This is a genomic window from Curtobacterium sp. YR515 (assembly GCF_900113095.1).
Lineage (GTDB): Bacteria > Actinomycetota > Actinomycetes > Actinomycetales > Microbacteriaceae > Curtobacterium.
Window position 1 is genome coordinate 176,853 of the sequence record NZ_FOOD01000003.1, and the last position, 18,836, is coordinate 195,688.

Below are 18,836 nucleotides of genomic sequence, written 5' to 3' on the forward strand. Positions count from 1 at the left end.
TCGTCGATCCCGGGGATCGCGAACCGCGACGGTCAGCGCTCGTCGTCGTCCCACGGCACCGGCGTGGTCGTGCCCGTCTCCCAATCGCGGCGGAGCACGCCGTAGCCGACCGAGGCGACGGGGCGTCCGCCCTCGACGGGCCATCCCTCGCGGTAGTGCGCCTCCTTCACCCAGCCGGCGCGGACGAACACGCGCCGCATCGCGACGTTGTCCTCGCGCGTCTGCCCCTCGAAGCGCGTGACCTCGGGCAGGGTGCGGAACACGTGGTCGGTCGTCGCGCGGAGTGCCGGGACGCCGAGGCCCTGCCCGCGGAACCGGCCGGCGATCCGGAGGTCGAAGAGCGGGACGGGGTCAGCCAGGTCCTCGAGCCGGACGATCCCGACGCGGCCGAGCTCGTCGTGCTCCAACCAAGAGGTGTCGTGCTCGTCGTCGCGGTAGGCACCGGCATCGACGGCGGCCTCGGCGTCGGCGCGGGCGATGGTGCGCCGGACGTGGAACGGGAACTCCTCGCCGGTGAGGAACGCGATCAGGTCGGCGCGGTCGGCGCCGGTCGGGTCGAGCCGGACGAGTGAGACGGAGGACATGGCGATCAGGGTAGCGGCGTCGTGCTCAGCGGCGTCGTGTTCAGCGGCGTCGTGTTAGCGGGGGAGCGAGGCGGCCCAGCGGCCGATCGCGTCGTAGGCGCGCTCGCGGACCTCGGGGGCGGAGAGCACGACGTCGTGCACGGCGCCGTGCAGGCGTCGGACCGTGACCTCGCTGCCGAGGGACAGGGCGCGGTGCGCGACGACGTCCACGTTGAGCGCGACGTCCGCCCGCGCCATCCCGTCGTCCCACCGGGGTTGCAGCATGCTCTTGTCGCTGAGGAGGACGAGCACGGGCACCTCGAGGTCGAGTCCGGCCTCGACCGTGGCCTGGCCGTCGAACACCGCGGCGAGCCAGTTCGGGTGCAGGGGGAAGCCCCGGTCGGGTCGCCACTGCTGGTCGTACGTCCACGAGCCCTCGCCCGCGGCGGACACCGTGCGGGTGTAGAAGCCCGGGTCGACGGCGGGCATCGGCGCGAGCGGGTTCCGACGGGCGCCGAGCTTGATGACCGGCGCCACGATCGCACGGCCGACCGCGCTCGCCTGGAACTCGAGCCACGGGCTGTTCAGGATGAGACCGTCGACCCGGTCGGCGTGCCGGGCCGCCCACAGCGACAGGGTCAGACCGCCGGTCGAGTGGCCCATCGGCACGAGCCGACGACCGGTCTCGCCGTGGTGCTCCGCGGCGATGGCGTCGAGCGCGGCGGCGATGTCCTCGTCGTAGGTGGCGAGGTCGTCGACGTTCCCCGGGGTCTGCCGCGGTCGCAGGCTCCGCCCGTACTTGCGCAGGTCGAGGGCGTGGAACCGGGCGCCGAGCCGCTCGACGCGCTCCGCGAGCTCGACCTGGAAGAAGTAGTCCGACCAGCCGTGCACGTACAGCACGTCGACGCCGTGCAGCGGACCGCGTGCGTGCAGCAGGAGGTCCGCAGCGGATCGGCGTCGTCGGACGAGCGTCGCCACCACCGGTCCCTCGTGGTCCTCGCCGAGCGGGAGTTCGAGGCGCTCGAACGGCGCCCCGAGGACGTCCTCGCGCCACCCGTGGTCCGCCATCCGTCGAGCGTATCCGGAGCCCCTCCGCGTGGTACCGGGGTACCACGCAGCGCGCCCGGAGATCGGTTCCGGTGCCGATGTGCGGGCGGGTGCGGTCTCCGTACGGTTGCCGCATGATCGAGATCCAGAACCTGACGAAGCGCTACGGCGAGAAGGTCGCCGTCGACGACGTGTCGTTCACCGTCCGCCCCGGGGTGGTCACCGGCTTCCTCGGCCCGAACGGCGCCGGCAAGTCCACGACCATGCGGGCCGTGATGGGCCTCGACAGCCCGAACTCGGGCAGCGCCGTCGTCGACGGGCGCCCGTACCGCGAGCTCCGCGACCCGCTCCGCCGCGTCGGGGCGCTGCTCGAGGCGAAGGCCGTGCACAAGGGCCGCAGCGCGTACGACCACCTGCGCGCCCTCGCCGCGACGCACCGGATCCCGAAGGCCCGGGTCGAGGAGGTCATCGGCATGACCGGTCTCGAGCGGGTCGCGAAGCAGCGCGTCGGTGGGTTCTCCCTCGGCATGGGGCAGCGGCTCGGCATCGCCGCGGCGCTCCTCGGCGACCCGCAGACGCTCATCCTCGACGAGCCGGTCAACGGCCTCGACCCCGAGGGCGTCGTGTGGGTGCGGCAGCTCGCCCGGAGCCTCGCCGCCGAGGGCCGTGCGGTCTTCATCTCGAGCCACCTGATGAGCGAGATGGCGCTGACCGCGGACCGCATCGTCGTGATGGGCCGTGGCCGGGTCCTCGCCGACACGGACCTCGCCGACCTCGTCGCGTCCTCGACCGAGCGCTCCGTCTCCGTCCGGACGCCGGAGCCCGACCGGCTCATGACCGCCATCGCCGGTCCGGACGTCACGGTCACGTACGAGGACGACGGCGCACTGCACGTGCGCGGACTCGGCGCGGAACAGATCGGCGAGGCGGCCGCAGCGTCCGGGATCGTCCTGCACCGGCTGGCCTCCACCGAGGCAAGCCTCGAGCAGGCGTACCTCGAACTCACGCACGACGAGGTCGAGTACCGGTCGGAGGTCGCACGATGAGCGCCACGATGACGACCGACCGGCCCCGCACGCTGCACCAGCACGACGCCGCACGCGTCCGGTTCTCGGGCGTGCTGCACTCCGAGTGGATCAAGCTGCGGTCCCTCCGCTCCACGATCTGGAGCCTGCTCGTCCTCGTCCTCGTGCCGATCGGCATCGGCGTCCTGCTCGCCTCGCTGGCGGACGACGGGGGCCGGACCGTCACCGGGGACGCCGCCCGGAACGCGCTCGTGCAGTACAGCACCAGCGGTGCGACGATCGCCGTCCTGGTCGTGGCCGTCATCGGCGCCCTCGTCGTGACCGGCGAGTACGGCACGGGCATGATCCGGTCGACGTTCTCGGCGGTGCCCCGGCGGTGGGAGGCGCTCGCCGCGAAGGGCATCGTGCTCGCCGCGACCGTGTTCGTCACGAGCGCCGTCAGCGTGTGGGCGACGGCGTTCACGACGCTGCCGATCGCCGACGCGAACGGGGTCGAGGCCTCGCTCGACGCCAGCGTCGCGATGCCGCTGCTCGGTGCGTCGGTGTACCTGACCCTCATCGCGCTGCTCGCCTACGCCGTGGGCATCGTGCTGCGTTCCACCGCGGGGGCGATCGCCACCGTGCTCGGGCTCATGCTGGTGGCCCCGGTGGTGGTCCAGCTCGTGCAGGGGTTCACGCACGCGACGTGGCTCGGCACGCTGAACAACCTGCTCCCGCAGAACGCCGGGCAGCCGCTCATGCAGTTCGGCACCGAGGACACCTCCGGCTGGCACGACGGCGTCCTAGCCTTGGGAGGGTGGAGCGGATTCGCGGTGCTGGCGGCCTGGGTGGTCGCGGCGTCGGCGACGGCACTCGTCCTGGCGCAGAAGCGGGACGCGTGACGATGACCGAACCCGTCCCCGGCGCCGTGCACGACGGCGCCGGGGACCTCACGCTGCCCGTCGCACCCGGACGGATCCGGCGCTGGTGGGCCGGACACCCGCGTGCGGCGGACGTCCTGCTCATCCTGTTCTGGGGCGGCCCCGAGGTCGCCTTCGCGATCGGCGGCGTCTGGCGCGCGGACTCCTCGGTCACGAACACGGTCGTGGTGCTGGTCCTCGTCGGCATCGCGGTCGCGGGCATCCCGTTCCGTCGTACCCGGCCGCAGGTCACGGTCGTGGCCGGGCTCGTGTCCGTCGTCGCGATGGCGTGGACCGAGGCGGGGTACTCGCCGATGCTGTTCGCCGCCTTCGCCGCGTGCGTGTGGTGGTCGCGGGCAGCGGGGTGGTGGAGCATCGCCGTCGCGTCCGTGCTCGGTGCGGCGGCCACCGCGGTCCGGGTGTGGGTCGTGGCCCCGGGATCGGGTGGACTCGGCGAGGTCTTCGCACCCGCGCTGCCGGCCTTCCTGGTCATCGCGGTGCTGATCGGCACGACGACCGGGGACCGCCGCCGCTACACCGAGGCGCTCATCGACCGGGCACGCCAGCTCGCCCGCGAGCGCGATCAGCAGGCCCGGCTCGCCGCGGCAGCCGAACGCGCACGGATCGCCCGCGAGATGCACGACATCGTGTCGCACTCGGTCACGGTCATGGTCCGACTGGCCGAGGGCGCCGCGGCGGGGCTGCCGGACGACGACCCGTCCGCGACGGCGATGCGCGGCGTCGCGGACGTCGGCCGGAGCGCGATGACCGACATGCGGCGCATGCTCGGTGTGCTGTCCGAGCCGGGTGCCGGCAGCGGCGGCGCCGACGCCGCGGACTCCCTCGCCCCGCAGCCGGCCGTCCGTGACCTCCCGCAACTCGTCGACGGCTTCCGCGCGCTCGGCACCCCCGTCACGCTCGAGGTCGCCGGTGGTCCGCCGGACGACGACGCCCTGCAGCTCGCGGTGTACCGCATCGTCCAGGAGGCCCTCACGAACGTCGTGCGGTACGCCCCCCGTGCCCGCGCGGTGACCGCCACCGTGACCACCTCGTCCGACGAGGTCGTCGTCACCGTGACGGACGACGCTCGACGGACCGCCCCCGCACCGCAGATCGGTGCCGGGCGTGGGCTCGTGGGCATCCGCGAGCGCGTGCACGCCCTCGGCGGCAGCGTCCACGCCGGTCCGCGCCCCGCGGACGGCTGGGAGGTCCGGGCGACGATCCCGGTCCGGAAGGAGGCCTGAGTGATCCGCGTCGCGATCGTCGACGACCAGCAGCTCATCCGCACGGGGTTCCGGCTCCTGCTCGACGCCCAGCCCGACATCGAGGTGGTCGGCGAGGCCGAGGACGGCGCGGCCGGCGTCCAGCTGGCACGCGCCCACCACCCGGACGTCGTGCTCATGGACGTCCGCATGCCCCGCGTCGACGGGGTCACCGCGACCGCCGCGATCGTCGAGCAGCTCCCCGGCACCCGCGTGCTCGTGCTCACGACGTTCGACCTCGACGAGTACGCGTTCGGCGGGTTGCGAGCGGGGGCGAGCGGGTTCCTCCTCAAGGACATCAGCTCCGCGCAGCTGCTCGACGCGATCCGTGCCGTGGCCTCGGGTGAGGCGGTCGTCTCACCCCGCGTCACGCAGCGGATGCTCGACCTGTTCGGCACCCGGCTGCCGGATCCGGGGGACGGCGGCCCGGACCCCGCGGCCGCGCTCACACCCCGGGAACGGGACGTGCTGCTCGCGATGGCGCGGGGACTGTCGAACCAGGAGATCGCGTCGTCGCTGCACACGAGCGAGTCGACGGTGAAGACGCACGTCGGCCGGGTCCTCGCGAAGCTCGGCCTGCGGGACCGCGTGCACGCGGTCATCTTCGCCTACGAGCACGGCCTCCTGTAACGATCCGTACCGCCTCGGGACCTTCCCAGCCGCCGTGACGGACTTCCCCGGGGAAGTCCCGGCTGTCGTCCGACCTCGGCTGGGACGCTCCGGGAACCGCAGCAGCGGTGATCCACACGAGGGGGAGGCCCAGGGGATGACGTTCAGACGTGCAGGAGGAGCCGCGCTCGGCTTCGTCGGCGGGAGTGTGCTCGCCGGGTTGCTGGTCGGGGTCGGCGTGACGCCGGTACTGGCGGTGGCCGGGGTGGGGACGACCTCGGCGATCGGGGTCTTCGACTCGATGCCGGAGTACATCGAGATCGGTGAGCTGCCGCAGCGCAACGAGGTCTGGGCGTACCGCGGCGGGAAGCCGGTGCACCTGGCGAACGTCTGGGCGCAGAACCGGCAGGAGCTCAGCCTCGACCAGATCAGCGACACCCTCGAGCACGCGGCCGTCGACGGCGAGGACAAGCGCTTCTACGAGACCGGCGGCGTCGACGCGACGAGCATGGTCCGGTCCCTCGTGAGCGTGGTCGCCGCGGGCGGCAAGGGTGGCTCCGGTGGGTCGACCATCACGATGCAGCTGGTGCGGAACATCAAGATCCAGCAGGCGAGCGAGCTCCCGACGGCCGAGGAGCGGGACGCCGCGTACAAGGAGGCGACGAAGCGTTCCGCGCAGCGCAAGCTCGCCGAGATGAAGCTGGCGATCGGCCTCGCGAAGGAGTACTCGAAGCGGGAGATCCTGTCGGCGTACCTCAACATCGCGTACTTCGGCGACCAGACGTACGGGGTGCAGGCCGCCGCGCAGCGCTACTACGGCAAGGACGCCACCGACCTGTCCCCGGCCGAGGCCGCGTCGCTCATCGCGATCGTGCAGTGGCCGGAGCGGCGGGACCTGTCGCGCCCGAGCCACTACGCCGACAACGTCGCCCGCCGCGACGTCATCCTCCGGTCGATGCACGACCAGGGGCACCTGAGCGGTGCCGAGTTCACCGAGGCACTGGCGTCGAAGCCGGCCGAGTACGTCCGCTTGACGTCCCCGCAGCAGGGGTGCGAGGCCGTCGCCCGCGGCGCGGAGTTCTTCTGCCAGTACGCGGTCGAGGCCGCTCGGGGACTGCCGCAGCTCGGCCCGACGCAGGACCGCCGCGACGACGCCTGGCGGAAGGGCGGGTACCGCGTGCAGACGACCCTCGACCTCGACCTGAACGGGCAGCAGAAGGCGCTGCTCGACCGCTACGACCCGGCCACCGAGTCCCGGTTCGCACTCGGCGCCACGCTGGACACGGTCGAGGCCGGGACCGGTCGGGTCCTGACGATGGCGCAGAACAAGGACTACGACCGCTCGTCGAACGCCCCCGTGAGCGCGACCTCGCTGAACTACGCGACCGACGAGGCGAACGGCGACTCGACCGGGTTCCAGGTCGGCTCGACCTACAAGATGTTCACGCTCCTGCAGTGGCTCGCCGCCGGCAAGAGCCCGGACGCGGTCGTCGACGGCACCCGGCACGGGCGGAGCTCGTGGACGCAGTGCGGGCAGACGATCGACTCGTACTGGAACCCGAAGAACGACTCGCCGGGGCAGACCGGCCGCTTCACGGTCCGCGCGGCGACGGCGCAGTCGGTGAACGCCGCCTACGCGTCGATGGCCGAGCAGCTCGACCTGTGCGACATCCGCGACACCGCGGCGGCGCTCGGCGTGCACCCGGCGACCGGGGGAGCCCTGCCGGCGAACCCCGCGGCCGTGCTCGGCACGACGAGCATCGCGCCGCTCACCATGGCGGCCGCGTACGCCGGCGTCGCGAACGGCGGCGTGTACTGCGCGCCGGTCGTCATCGACCAGGTGACCTCGCGGGACGGCGAGCAGCTCGGCGGCCAGCAGCGCTCGTGCCGGCAGGCCGTCCCGACCGCCGTCGCGACCACCGCGTTCGAGGTCATGCAGGGCGCGTTCCGCGGCGGTACCGCGAACGGCGGGCAGACCCCGGACGGTGCGACGGTGTTCGGCAAGACCGGCACGACCGACGACGCCGACCAGATCTGGCTCATCGGCGGGACGACCCGCGCGGTGACGGCCTACTGGCAGGGGAACACCGACGGCGGGAAGGCGAACCTGCGCCACTTCGACAACGTCGAGGGGACGTACGCGAGCACCCGTGCCGCCGTGTGGCGGCAGGCGCAGACGGCGGTCAACGCGGCGGTGCCCGTGGGGTGAGCTGCAGCGGACGAACGACGGGAGGCGCGGTGCCAGCCGGCACCGCGCCTCCCGTCCGTCGTCCGGTGGCGACTACGACAGCTTCTTGCTGTCCTCGAGCCAGCCCGCGAGCTGCTGCATGTAGCCGGCCTGCGAGGCGTAGTCGAGCGCCGGGAAGGTCCAGCTGTGCACCTGGCCGGCCTCGAGCGCCGCGTTGTCGGCGAACGTCGGCTGCTTCTCGAGGTCGGCGACCTGGTAGCCCTGCTGCGACAGCAGGATCACGTCACCGGAGATCTGCCCGGCGTTCTCCCACGAGTAGATGCCCCAGTAGAAGCCCTTGGGCTTCGGGTTCACGAAGTCGACGCCGAAGGACGTGTACATCTGCAGGGTCGGCTCGTCGCTCGGGCGGGTGACGTAGGCGCCGTCGCCGTCGGCGTACATCGAGACGACCGAGAGGTCGGACTCCTTCGCGGCCTTCTCGAGGTCGTCCGCTGCGGTCTCGAAGCGGTCCTCGGCCGCGTCGACCGTGGACTCCTTCGCACCGAGCGACTCGGCGAGGTCGGCGATCGTCTTGATGACGTCCTCGCCCTTGCCGCCCCACTTGACCTGGGCGACCGGAGCGATCGCCTGGACCTGCTTCTGCTGTTCCTTGTCCTTGAAGCCGTAGCCCGGCTGGGTGGTGTCGAGCGTGCCCTTCTCGTCCGTCGGGTAGACCGAGGTGACGACGAGGTCGGGCTTCAGCGCGGCGAGCTGCTCGAGGTCGATGTCGCCGTAGGCCTCGCCGAGCTGCGTGATGCCGTCGGTGTCGAGGTCGTCGAAGCGGGCGTCCTTCGCCATGGTGAGCTGCCCGAAGGTGCCGACCGGCTTGAGCCCGTACTCGATGAACGAGATCGCGATGTCGTTGAGCACGACGATGCGCTTCGGGGTGTGGTCGACCTTGACGGTCGTGCCGGTGGCGTCCTTGTACGACCAGGCGCCGTCGGCTGCGGCGCTGCTGCCGCTGCCGGCGCTGTCGTCGGAGCTGTTCGTGCTGGAGCAGCCGGCGAGGAGGAGGGCCGAGACGGCCACGGAGGTCACGAGGGCGGCGCGGAAGGAGCCGCGGCGGAAGGTCTTCACGTTAGGAGAGGCTAACCTAAGTTGAGCGCGCCCGCCAGTTCGTCGTGGCGGACCACGTCGTGCTCGTCGGCCTCGGGGACGATCATCGGGGCCCCGGTCACCGGGTCGGCGACGACGCGGGCGTGCAACCCGAACGCGCGTTCCAGCAGCTCCGGCGTGAGGACGTCGGCCGGGGTGCCGTCCGCTGCGACACCGCCCTCGTGCAGGACCACGAGCCGGTCCGAGTACCGGGCCGCCAGCGTCAGGTCGTGCAGGACCATGACGACGGTCGATCCCTGTTCGCGGTTGAGACGCCGGACCAGCCGGAGGACCTCGAGCTGGTGCGCCAGGTCGAGGTAGGTCGTCGGTTCGTCCAGCAGGAGCGTCTCGGCCTGCTGCGCGACCACGAGCGCGATCCAGGCGCGCTGCCGCTGCCCGCCCGACAGGCTCGCGACGTCCCGGTGGGCGACCTCGGTCAGACCGGTCGCCGCGATGGCCTGCTCGGCGACGTCGGCGTCGTCGGCGGTCCACGGCTTCGCCCACGACTGGTGCGGGTTCCGGCCGCGCATCACCAGGTCGAGGACGCTCGTGCCGGCCGGGGCCACGGGGGACTGCGGCAGGATCGCGAGCTTCTTCGCGACCGCTCGGTTCGACTCCCGGCGGATCGGGGTCCCGTCGAGGTGGACCTCGCCGGCCTGGGGCTTGAGCACCCGGCCGAAGGCCTTGAGGAGCGTGGACTTCCCGCAGCCGTTCGCGCCGAGGAACGTCGTGACGGTGCCCCGCTCGATCCGCAGGTCGAGGTCGGAGAGGACGGGGTGCCGGTCGTAGCCGAGCGCGAGCCCGCGGGCCTCGAGCACGGGGACGGTGGCGTTGGTCGTGGTGTCCGGGGTGGGGGTCATCGGGACATCTCCTTGCGGTGACGGATGAGGAGCCAGATCAGGTACGGGGCGCCGATCACGGTCGTGATGATGCCGACCGGCACCTGCCACGGGAACGCCGACCGGGCGAGCAGGTCCGCGGCGAGGACGAGGGCGGCACCGAGCGCTCCGGCGAGCAGCAGGGGTGGGCGGTTCGTGCCGGCGAGCCGGAGCCCGACCTGCGGGACGACGAACGCGACGAAGCCGACCGGGCCGGCCGCGGCGACGGCGGCGGCGGTCAGGACGACCGCGAGCGCGATCACGACGAGTCGGTGTCGCTGCACGGCCAGGCCGACGCCGGTCGCGACCTCGTCGCCGAGCTGCCCGATGCCGAGGGCGGCGCTCGTGGCCAGGGCCAGGGGGACGGCGATCGCGGCGACCACGAGCAGCGGCCAGACGCTCGACCACGAGGTGCTCGACAGGCTGCCGACGAGCCACTGCGAGGCCGCCGCTGCCGCCGTGATCTTCGCGCGGACGAGCAGGTAGCTCGTGACGGCGTCGAGCGTGGCGCTCACCCCGATGCCGACGAGGATCAGCCGGTAGCTCTGCACACCGCCGCGCCACCCGAACCCGTACACCGCCGCGGCCGCGAGGAGCGCACCGATCGTCGCGGCCACCGGGATGCCCCCGCCGAGGACGATCGCCGAGACCGAGTACGACCCGCCGCCGAGCACGATCGCGGCCACCGCTCCGACGCTCGCGCCGGAGGTCACCCCGATGATGTCGGGCGTCCCGAGGGGGTTCCGCGTGAAGGTCTGGGTGAGGGCGCCGGCGACACCGAGGGTCAGGCCGACGAGTGCGCCGGTGAGGAGGCGGGGGAGGCGCAGGGTGGAGACGATGAAGGCGTCCGGCCCCGTCTCGAGCCCGAACAGCGAGCGGAGGACCGTGGCCGGGGCGATCCAGGTCGAGCCGATCGCGACACCGAGGACGATCAGGACGCCGACGGCACCGAGCGCTGCGACCGTGTACCAGAAGACGCGGGGGCGCCAGGCGAGCCCGACGGGACCGACCACGACGCCGCGACGGCCGGCAGCGGTGTGCGCGCGGGGGTGTGCTCCCGTGCGCGCCTGCGCCTCCGTGCCCGTGCGCGCCTGCGCCTCCGTGCGCGTGCGCGCCTGCTCCGCCGCGCTCACAGCGACACCAGCGATCGGCGACGTGCGACGGCGACGAACACGGGCCCGCCGATGACGGCCAGGACGATGCCGACCTCCACCTCGGCGAAGCCGCCGATCAGGCGACCGACCACGTCCGCGAGCACGACGAGCGCCGCACCCACCAGCGCGGACACCGGCAGGGTCCAGCGGTGCCCCGTGCCGACGAGCGCCCGGGCGACGTGCGGCACCGTGAGGCCGACGAACCCGATCGGGCCCGCGGCGGCGGTCGCCCCGGCGGCGAGGAGCGTGATGCCGCCGAGTCCGACGAGCCGCGCGACGAGCACGTTCTCGCCGAGGCCCTTCGCCAGGTCCGTCCCGAGCCCGAGTGCGTCGAGCGCCCGCACGTTCAGCACGGCGAGCACGAGTCCGGCGACGAGGAACGGCCAGACGGCTCCGAGCACGTCGAGCTGCCGTGCCGCAAGCGACCCGACGACCCACAGCCGGTACGCGTCGAGCGAGTCCTGGTCGGTGAGCACCACGAACGACGTCAGGGCACCGAGCAGCGCCGAGACCGCGGCGCCGGCGAGGGCGAGGGGCACCGGGCTCGCGGTCCCGCTGCCCGCGATCGTCACCGAGAACACGACCACGCTCGCCACGAGGGCCCCGACGAGCGCGAACCACACCGTGGCGCCCGTGCTCGTGATGCCGAACACGTAGACGCCGATCACGACCGCGAGGCCGGCACCGGACGAGACGCCGAACAGGCCGGGGTCGGCGAGGGGGTTCCGGGTGTGCCCCTGCATGAGCAGGCCCGCGATCCCGAGCGCCGCTCCGACCGCGGCACCGATGAGGGTGCGGGGGATGCGGGAGCCCCAGACGATCGCCTCGTCCGTGCTGCTGCCGGTGCGCATGAGCCCGTCGAGGACGCGGTCGGCGCCGATCCGGTTGCTGCCGAGGAGCAGGCTCGCGACCGCCACCAGGGCGAGCACCACGACGAGGGCGACGATCACCAGGGCCCGGCGTCGGACGGCGGTTCGGTGCACGCCGAGCGCGTCGGTCGGACGCGTGGCGGAGGCCTCCCGGACGGGAGCCAGGGTGGGGATGGGGGCTGGCACGGAGATCATCTTAGGTTAGCCTTGCCTCATGGCGAAGATCCCGCGGCTCCTGCCCGAGAACCCCCGGCTCTTCCGCGCGCGGGTCGTCCGCACCGAACGGGTCAGCCCGTCGATGCACCGCGTCACGGTCACCGGCGACGACCTGCACGAGTTCCGGTACCTCGGGTTCGACCACTGGTTCCGCCTGTTCGTGCAGCGCCCGGACCAGGACGCCTTCCGGATGCCCGACCTCGACGGCACCAAGTGGTGGCCGACCTACCTCGCCATCCCCGAGGACGTCCGCCCGCACTGCGCGAACTACACCGTCGCAGCCTTCCGCCGGCTCGCCGACGGCACACCCGAACTCGACGTCGACTTCGTCGTGCACACCGACGCGGACGGCACCCCGGAGGGTCGCGCAGCCATCTGGGCCTGCGGCACCCGCCCCGGTGACGAACTCGCGATGCTCGACCAGGGCTGCATCTTCGACTGCCCGCCCGACACGAGCGAGGTGCTGGTCGCCGCCGAGGAGACCGGGCTCCCCGGGGTCGTCGGCATCGCCGCCTCGCTCCCGCGCGACGCGGTCGGCCGCATCATCCAGGAGGTCCCGTCCAGAGGCGACGTCCGCCCCCTCGACGCACCCGCGGGTGTCACCGTCACGTGGATCGTCCGCGACGAGGTCGCCCCGCACACGGTCCCCGGTCGGGCGGCGCTCGCCGAGCTCCAGCGGCACGTCCCGGCCGACGACCGCGGCTACGCCTTCGTCGTGGGCGAGTCGACGCTCGCGACGGAGGGACGTCGACACCTGCACCGTGCCGGGCTGCCGAAGTCCCGGATCACGTTCTCCGGCTTCTGGAAGCACCAGGCCCGCGAGTCCGTCTCCGCCTGACCCGCACCCCGTCGCGTCAGGGCGTCCAGCCCCGCGGCACGATGGCCGCGTCCCACAGCGCACGCCCCGACCGATCGGCGGTGCTGACGTCGAGCATGATGCCGTCGGCGTCGGCGGGCACCGTGATGGACAGGCGGGTGGTGGCGCCGCACACGATGTCGCCCTCGTCGAGGACCGTGCGGGGATCCGTCGACTCGCCGTCGTGCTCCTTCCGCGCGGTGAAGTCGCGGATCGTCAGGTGCACGGTCGCCGTCGAGCGGCACACCGCGAGGACGTCGTACGGGCCCGAGAGGTCGTACTGGAGCGCGGCTGACCCGGTGACCGGTCCGTGGTCGTCGTCGTCGTCCGCGAGGAGCTGCCCGCCCGCTCCGCCCTGCCCGTCCTCGCCGCCGCCGAGGAGGGTCGTCATGCGGTCGAGCCACGCGTGCCCGTAGTCCTTCGGGAACGCGTCGTGGTGCGCGCACCCCGTCAGGGACAGGACGACGCCCGTGGCGGCGATTGCGGCGAGCAGCCGCCGGTGGGTCTTCGGCACCCAGCGATCATGCCGGACGACGCGGCGGTCCGGCGACCCCGCGTCCGGGGTCCTCACACGCGGGACGGGAGGGACGGTGCCAGCTGGCACCGTCCCTCCCGTCCGTCCTGTGGTCGCGTCAGCCCTTGAGGCCGGAACCCGTCACACCCTCGACGATCTGCCGCTGGAAGATCAGGTACAGGATGATCAGCGGCAGCGCCGCCAGGATCGCCCCGGCCTGGATGTCCGCGTAGCGCTGACCGAAGCTGCCCTGGACCGTGGCGAGCCCGACCGGGATCGTCATGAGGTCCGGGTTCGACAGCACGAACAACGGCAGCAGCAGGTTGTTCCAGACCCCGACGAACGTCAGGATCGCCACCGCGGCGATGACCGGACGCGAGAGCGGCAGGATCACCGACCAGTAGATCTTCCACATGCCGGCGCCGTCGATGCGCGCCGCCTCCTCGAGCTCCCGGGGGATGCCGTCGAAGAACTGCTTGAAGATGAACACCGCGATCACGGCGGGCACCTGCGGGAAGATGACCGACCAGTAGGTGTTCAGCAGGCCGACCGAGTTGAGCTCCTGGAAGATCGGGATGATCAGGACCTGCGTCGGGATCATGATGCCCAGGATGATGAGCAGGAACGCGACGTTCCGCCCGCGGAAGGCGAGCCGGGACAACGCGAACGCCGCCATCGACGCGAACAGCACCGTCAGGGCGGTCGTCACGAGGCTCGTGATGCCGCTCGCCAGGTACCAGTTCCAGATGTCGCCGGCCTGGAACAGTGCCGCGTAGGAGTGCAGCGTCGGGTTCCAGTTCGACAGGATCGAGTTGGCGCCGAGGGCCGCGACGCCGTTGTCGGACAGGGACGTCTTCAGGGCGAACAGGCTCGGGATGAGCCAGATCACCGCGAAGACGCCGAGGATGATGCCGGCGACGAGGTTGAAGCCCTTGCCGGAGACGCCGATCTTCGCGGCGTTCGCCGGTGCCGCGGCGGAGACCCCGGTGCGGAGCTTCGGGCGGTCGGTCGTGATGCTCTCGGTGGTGGTCACGTCAGGCACCCATCTCTCGCTTGGCGGCAGCGCGCTCGACGATCTGCCGGATGATCGCGATCGCGACGATCACGATGAACAGGAGCACCGACGCGGCCGATGCTGCGCCGAGTCGGTTGTCGGTGAAGCCGACGCCGGTGATGAGCTGCAGCGAGACCTGGGTCGAGATGCCCGGTCCGCCGTTCGTCATCAGGTACACCTGGTCGAAGATCTTCAGGCTGGCGATGATCTGCAGCAGGATGACCAGCGTCGTGGTGCGGCCGAGCAGCGGGAGCGTGATCGACTTGATCTGCTGCCAGTTCGACGCGCCGTCGACGGCCGCCGCCTCGTACAGTTCGCGCGGGATCTCCTGCAGGCCGGCCAGGTAGAGCACGAAGTTGAAGCCGAGGGTCCACCAGACCGTGGCGATCGCGACACCGATCATCGCGGTGTTCGGGCTCGCCAGGACGCCGGCGCCGGGGGTCAGCCCGAGCGCCGACTGGATCGACGCGAACAGACCGGTCGCAGGGGTGAAGATGAACACCCAGATCAGCGAGATCGTCGCCGACGGCAGGATGAACGGCAGGAAGAACGCCAGTCGGAAGAACCACTGGCCGCGGTTCATCCGGTTCGTCAGCACGGCGAAGAGGAACGCCAGGATGACGAGCGGCGGTGTCGTGTAGAGCGTGAACTGCAGGGTGTGCCAGAGCGACGACCAGAAGTCGTCACGGCCGAGCATCTCGGCGTAGTTCGCGAACCCGGCGAAGCTGCCGAGCCCGGTGCGGACCGTCGAGGTGTTGAAGAAGCTCGACACGATCATCCACACCGTGGGGCCGAGCAGGAAGGCCAGGTAGAACAGGCCGAAGGGGGCGAGGAAGAGCCACCCCGTGCGGCCCTGGCCGCGCGTGAGGCTGGTCCGGAAGGAGCCGGCCCGGCGTGCACGCGGCGCCGTGGTGGCGTCGGTGGGCCGGTCGAGGACAGGTGCTGTGGTCACGTCATCGTGCCTTTCGCGCGGGCTTACAGCGGGCTCGGGGTGTTGAGGTAGGTGGACAGCTGGGACTTGATCGCGGACATGGCCTGCGCGGGGGAGCTGCTGCCCTGCTGGACGAGGGCGAGCTGGGCACCGACCGTGTTCTCGAAGGTCGACCCCGATCCGCCGTACCAGGCCGGGTCGTCGAACACGGCACTCTCGGCGGCCGAGGCGTAGTTCGACTGCGGCGTGAGCTTCTTGTACGCGGTGCTGTCGTACGTCGGCATGTAGGCCGGGACGTGACCGCCCTGCGCCCACGTGAGGCTCTGCTCGAGCATCTGCTTGATGAACAGCATGTGCGCCTTGCGCTGCTCGGGCGTGCGGTCCTTCCTCGGGAGGATGAACGTGTGCGAGTCGGCCTGCGTCGCCGGCTTGTCGAAGAGCTGCGGGATCGGCGCCATGCCGAACTTCAGGCCCTTGATGGACTGCGCCGTGCTGATCTCCCACTCGCCCTGCATGAAGAAGCCCGCCTTGCCGGTGAACATCAGCGTCTGCGCGGTGGCGTAGTCGAGGCCCTTGTTGAGCCAGCCGTTCTTCACCCACTTCTGGGTCATGTCGGTGACCTTCGTGTACGCGTCCTCGTTGACGGTGAGCTTCGCGCCACCGTCGCTGATGAACGGCGTCGCACCGTCGATCTGGTTGTACATCGTCCAGAAGAACCGCCACGGGGTCGCGATCTCGCTGACGTTCGCGACGTTGAGGGCCGTGCCGCCGGTGACCTTCGCGACCGCGGCGAGCGCGCTCTCGAAGGCATCGATCCCGGTCAGGTCCTTGAGGTTGCCGTCGCTGTCGATGAGGCCGGCCTTCTGGCACACATCAACGTTGTAGAAGAGCACGAACGGGTGGGTGTCGAGCGGGATGCAGATGTTCTTGCCGTCGGTCTTCTGCGCCGTCCACGCCTTCTGGTTGAAGTCGCTGGCACTCAGGCCGACGCTCGCCAGGTCGTCGTTCGTGATCGGGTCGAGCAGGTCGCCGTCCCAGAGCGGCTTCGCACGGGTCAGGTGGGCGATCGCGACGTCCGGCGGCTTGTTCCCGACGGTGGCCAGTGTGACCTTGGAGTAGTACGGGTTGCCCCACGCGAACGTGGTCGCCTGCAGCGAGGACGAGCCGCCGTGCTTGGCGTAGCCGGCCTCCATCTCCTGCATGCGGAGACCGTCACCGCCACCGAACAGGTTCCAGAAGACGAGCGTCTCCGGGTTGAGCGGTGCACCGGCGATGCCGGCGGCGAGGGGGCTGGAGCAGGCGGCGAGCGGCAGGACCGTCGCGGCGGCTGCGCCCGCGGCGAGGAGGCTCCGCCGTGTGAAGGCGCCGCCTCGTGGGTGCGGGGTGGGTACGGGGATTCGGTTCGGCATGGCATCACTCCATCGGGACGGGCCGAGTCGGAGCAGGGTCGGTGCTCCGTGAGCGCTCACATTAGCGCGCGTCCCGGCGTGCCGCCACCCTTTCGGCGCGGGTGACGACCGATCCGTGATGTTCGTGGCCGCCCCCTTTCGTGTCGCGCGGAAAGCCGCTAGCGTTTCGGGAACGTGAGCGCTCACTTTCGCCGAGCGCAGGCAGCCCCACGATCGAAGGAGATCCATGCCCCGCACACACCTCGTCCTCGACGCCGCGTTCACCGTGGGGCCGGTGCGACGTCGCCTGTTCGGCGGGTTCGTCGAACACCTCGGACGCCACGTCTACGACGGCATCCACGAGCCGTCGCACGAGACCGCCGACGAGCACGGCTTCCGCAAGGACGTCGTCGAGCTCGTCAAGGAACTCAACGTGTCCGCGATCCGCTACCCCGGCGGCAACTTCGTCTCCGGCTACAAGTGGGAGGACGGCGTCGGCCCGGTCGAGCAGCGCCCCCGCCGACTCGACCTCGCCTGGCACTCGACCGAGACGAACGAGGTCGGCCTGCACGAGTTCCAGCACTGGCTCGACCAGGTCGGCTCGGAGCTCATGCTCGCCGTCAACCTCGGCACGCGCGGCACGCAGGAGGCCATCGAGCTCCTCGAGTACGCGAACATCGACGCCGGCACCGCCCTCAGCGAGTACCGCAAGTCGAACGGTCGCCAGGAGCCCTTCGCCATCAAGATGTGGTGCCTCGGCAACGAGATGGACGGCCCGTGGCAGCTCGGTCACAAGAACGCCGAGGACTACGGCAAGCTCGCCGCCATGACCGCCAAGGCAATGCGGCAGATCCAGCCCGACCTCGAGCTCGTGGCCTGCGGTTCCTCCGGGGCGTCGATGCCGACGTTCGGTGAGTGGGAGCGCACCGTCCTCGAGCACACCTACGACGACGTCGACTACATCTCCGCCCACGCCTACTACGAGGAGGGCGACGACCTCGCCTCCTTCCTCGCCTCCGGCGTGAACATGGAACACTTCATCAAGACGGTCACGACCGCCGCCGACCACGTCCAGGCGCAGAAGAAGTCCGACAAGCGGATCGACATCTCCTTCGACGAGTGGAACGTCTGGTCCATCTCGAAGTGGAACGAGCAGCAGAAGACCTTCGAGCTGCAGGACTGGCCGGTCGCCCCGCGCCTGCTCGAGGACGTCTACACGGTCGCCGACGCCGTCGTCGTCGGTGGCCTGCTCATCTCGCTGCTGCGGCACGCCGACCGCGTCGCCTCGGCCTCGCTCGCGCAGCTCGTCAACGTCATCGGCCCGATCATGACCGAGCCCGGTGGCCCGGCCTGGCGCCAGACGACGTTCTTCCCGTTCTCGCTGACGTCGAAGCTCGCCAACGGCACGTCGCTCCAGGTCAAGGCCTCGGGTGACACGGTCGACGGCGGCAAGTACGGCGAGGTCCCGGTCGTCGACTCGGCCGCCACGGTCTCGGACGACGGTGCCGCGGTGTTCCTCGTGAACCGGCACCCGTCGGAGTCGACCACGGTCACGATCGACCTCGCCGGCCTGTCCGTCGACGGTGACGTCCGTGCCGAGGGCGTCTGGGACGACGACCTGCACGCCGTGAACGACCTGGCGAACACCGAGCGCGTCGGGCTCCGCACGAACGAGTCCGTCCGCCGCGAGGGTGACACCATCACGATCGAGCTCCCGCCGGTCTCCTGGACCGCCGTGTCGATCGGCTGAGACGCCTCGGCGCACGCTGCGGCGGGCGTCGAGTGAGCACAGAGGGCGTCGGACCGCTTCGCGGTGCCGGCGCCTTCTGCCGTGCGGCGCGGCCGCGGGGCGGGGCGGTCGCGACTTCACGGGGCGGTCGCGACTTCACGGGGTGGGCGACACTTCACGGGGCGGCTGGCGCGTGAGGTGTCGGTGGGCGCGTGAGGTGCGCGACGGCGGACGGGAGGCGCGGTGCGGCCTGGCGCCGCGCCGCCCGTCCGGCGGCGGTGCGGCGCGGTCCGTGCTGCGGAAGCGACACCGTGCCGCGTGCGGCGCGGATCCGTGTCGCCAGGGCGACAGATGTGCGCCGGAGGTTCGCTGTGACGTGTCGCTTTCGCGACGGCGGCCGTGAGGCGCGGTCCGTGCTGCGGAAGCGACAGCGTGCCGTGTTCGGCGCGCGTCCGTGTCGCCAAGGCGACAGATGTGCGCCGGAGGTCCGCTGTGACGTGTCGCTTTCGCGACGGCGGCC

17 protein-coding genes are annotated in these 18,836 nt (G+C 71.6%); 7 read left to right on the forward strand and 10 right to left on the reverse strand.

Features of this window, described 5'->3' with window-relative positions; translation table 11 throughout:
• Positions 1–32 precede the first annotated feature (32 nt).
• Both BM028_RS08995 and BM028_RS09000 read right to left on the reverse strand, forming a co-directional pair.
• Positions 33–584: a GNAT family N-acetyltransferase gene (locus BM028_RS08995; RefSeq protein WP_092386075.1), complete on the reverse strand. Its 552-nt coding sequence runs from the start codon at positions 582–584 to the stop codon at positions 33–35.
• 54 nt (positions 585–638) lie between these two features.
• Complete coding sequence (locus BM028_RS09000) at positions 639–1,631, reverse strand: alpha/beta hydrolase (protein WP_070418173.1); 993 nt, start codon at positions 1,629–1,631, stop codon at positions 639–641.
• Between the two features lie 113 nt (positions 1,632–1,744).
• Between BM028_RS09000 and BM028_RS09005 the strand changes: the two genes are divergently transcribed.
• The 5 genes from BM028_RS09005 to BM028_RS09025 all read left to right on the forward strand — a co-directional run bounded on the left by BM028_RS09005 (position 1,745) and on the right by BM028_RS09025 (position 7,614).
• Positions 1,745–2,656, forward strand: a complete 912-nt coding sequence (locus tag BM028_RS09005) for an ABC transporter ATP-binding protein (RefSeq protein WP_092386077.1) — start codon at positions 1,745–1,747, stop codon at positions 2,654–2,656.
• Entirely contained in the window at positions 2,653–3,516 is an 864-nt protein-coding gene (locus BM028_RS09010) for an ABC transporter permease subunit (protein ID WP_092386079.1), read from the forward strand. The genes BM028_RS09005 and BM028_RS09010 overlap by 4 nt, the downstream gene beginning before the upstream one ends.
• 2 nt (positions 3,517–3,518) lie before the next feature.
• A complete protein-coding gene (locus BM028_RS09015; RefSeq protein WP_139219792.1) occupies positions 3,519–4,778 on the forward strand; it encodes a sensor histidine kinase in 1,260 nt (419 codons plus the stop codon).
• Positions 4,779–5,426 (forward strand): response regulator, encoded by a 648-nt coding sequence (locus BM028_RS09020; protein WP_092386083.1) that lies wholly within the window; start codon positions 4,779–4,781, stop codon positions 5,424–5,426. It abuts the gene before it with no gap.
• 136 nt (positions 5,427–5,562) lie between these two features.
• Positions 5,563–7,614: a transglycosylase domain-containing protein gene (locus BM028_RS09025; RefSeq protein WP_092386085.1), complete on the forward strand. Its 2,052-nt coding sequence runs from the start codon at positions 5,563–5,565 to the stop codon at positions 7,612–7,614.
• A 72-nt stretch (positions 7,615–7,686) separates the two neighbouring features.
• On the opposite strand, the gene BM028_RS09030 is transcribed toward BM028_RS09025, so the two are convergent.
• The 4 genes from BM028_RS09030 to BM028_RS09045 are packed head-to-tail and all read right to left on the reverse strand — an operon-like array spanning position 7,687 to position 11,814.
• Positions 7,687–8,709, reverse strand: coding sequence for an ABC transporter substrate-binding protein (locus BM028_RS09030; RefSeq protein WP_071296003.1), 1,023 nt, complete (start codon positions 8,707–8,709; stop codon positions 7,687–7,689).
• An 11-nt stretch (positions 8,710–8,720) separates the two neighbouring features.
• Complete coding sequence (locus tag BM028_RS09035) at positions 8,721–9,587, reverse strand: ABC transporter ATP-binding protein (protein WP_092386087.1); 867 nt, start codon at positions 9,585–9,587, stop codon at positions 8,721–8,723.
• Positions 9,584–10,738, reverse strand: a complete 1,155-nt coding sequence (locus tag BM028_RS09040; protein ID WP_217647240.1) for a FecCD family ABC transporter permease — start codon at positions 10,736–10,738, stop codon at positions 9,584–9,586. The genes BM028_RS09035 and BM028_RS09040 overlap by 4 nt, the downstream gene beginning before the upstream one ends.
• Positions 10,735–11,814 (reverse strand): FecCD family ABC transporter permease, encoded by a 1,080-nt coding sequence (locus tag BM028_RS09045; protein WP_254789502.1) that lies wholly within the window; start codon positions 11,812–11,814, stop codon positions 10,735–10,737. Before BM028_RS09045 ends, BM028_RS09040 begins: the two co-directional genes overlap by 4 nt.
• 28 nt (positions 11,815–11,842) lie before the next feature.
• On the opposite strand from BM028_RS09045, the gene BM028_RS09050 reads away from it, so the two are divergent.
• Positions 11,843–12,682, forward strand: a complete 840-nt coding sequence (locus tag BM028_RS09050) for a siderophore-interacting protein (RefSeq protein ID WP_092386089.1) — start codon at positions 11,843–11,845, stop codon at positions 12,680–12,682.
• A 16-nt stretch (positions 12,683–12,698) separates the two neighbouring features.
• Here BM028_RS09050 and BM028_RS09055 read toward each other — a convergent pair whose 3' ends face one another.
• The 4 genes from BM028_RS09055 to BM028_RS09070 form a co-directional block, all read right to left on the reverse strand.
• Complete coding sequence (locus BM028_RS09055) at positions 12,699–13,214, reverse strand: hypothetical protein (RefSeq protein WP_092386091.1); 516 nt, start codon at positions 13,212–13,214, stop codon at positions 12,699–12,701.
• A gap of 118 nt (positions 13,215–13,332) precedes the next feature.
• Positions 13,333–14,247: a carbohydrate ABC transporter permease gene (locus BM028_RS09060; RefSeq protein ID WP_083413944.1), complete on the reverse strand. Its 915-nt coding sequence runs from the start codon at positions 14,245–14,247 to the stop codon at positions 13,333–13,335.
• Position 14,248: 1 nt separating this feature from the next.
• Entirely contained in the window at positions 14,249–15,220 is a 972-nt protein-coding gene (locus BM028_RS09065; RefSeq protein ID WP_070418180.1) for a carbohydrate ABC transporter permease, read from the reverse strand.
• A 23-nt stretch (positions 15,221–15,243) separates the two neighbouring features.
• On the reverse strand, positions 15,244–16,608 hold the full coding sequence (locus BM028_RS09070; RefSeq protein WP_092386093.1) for an extracellular solute-binding protein: 1,365 nt from the start codon (positions 16,606–16,608) through the stop codon (positions 15,244–15,246).
• Between the two features lie 226 nt (positions 16,609–16,834).
• Between BM028_RS09070 and arfA the strand changes: the two genes are divergently transcribed.
• Positions 16,835–18,337, forward strand: a complete 1,503-nt coding sequence (arfA, locus tag BM028_RS09075; RefSeq protein ID WP_092386095.1) for an arabinosylfuranosidase ArfA — start codon at positions 16,835–16,837, stop codon at positions 18,335–18,337.
• The last annotated feature ends 499 nt before the right edge of the window (positions 18,338–18,836 follow it).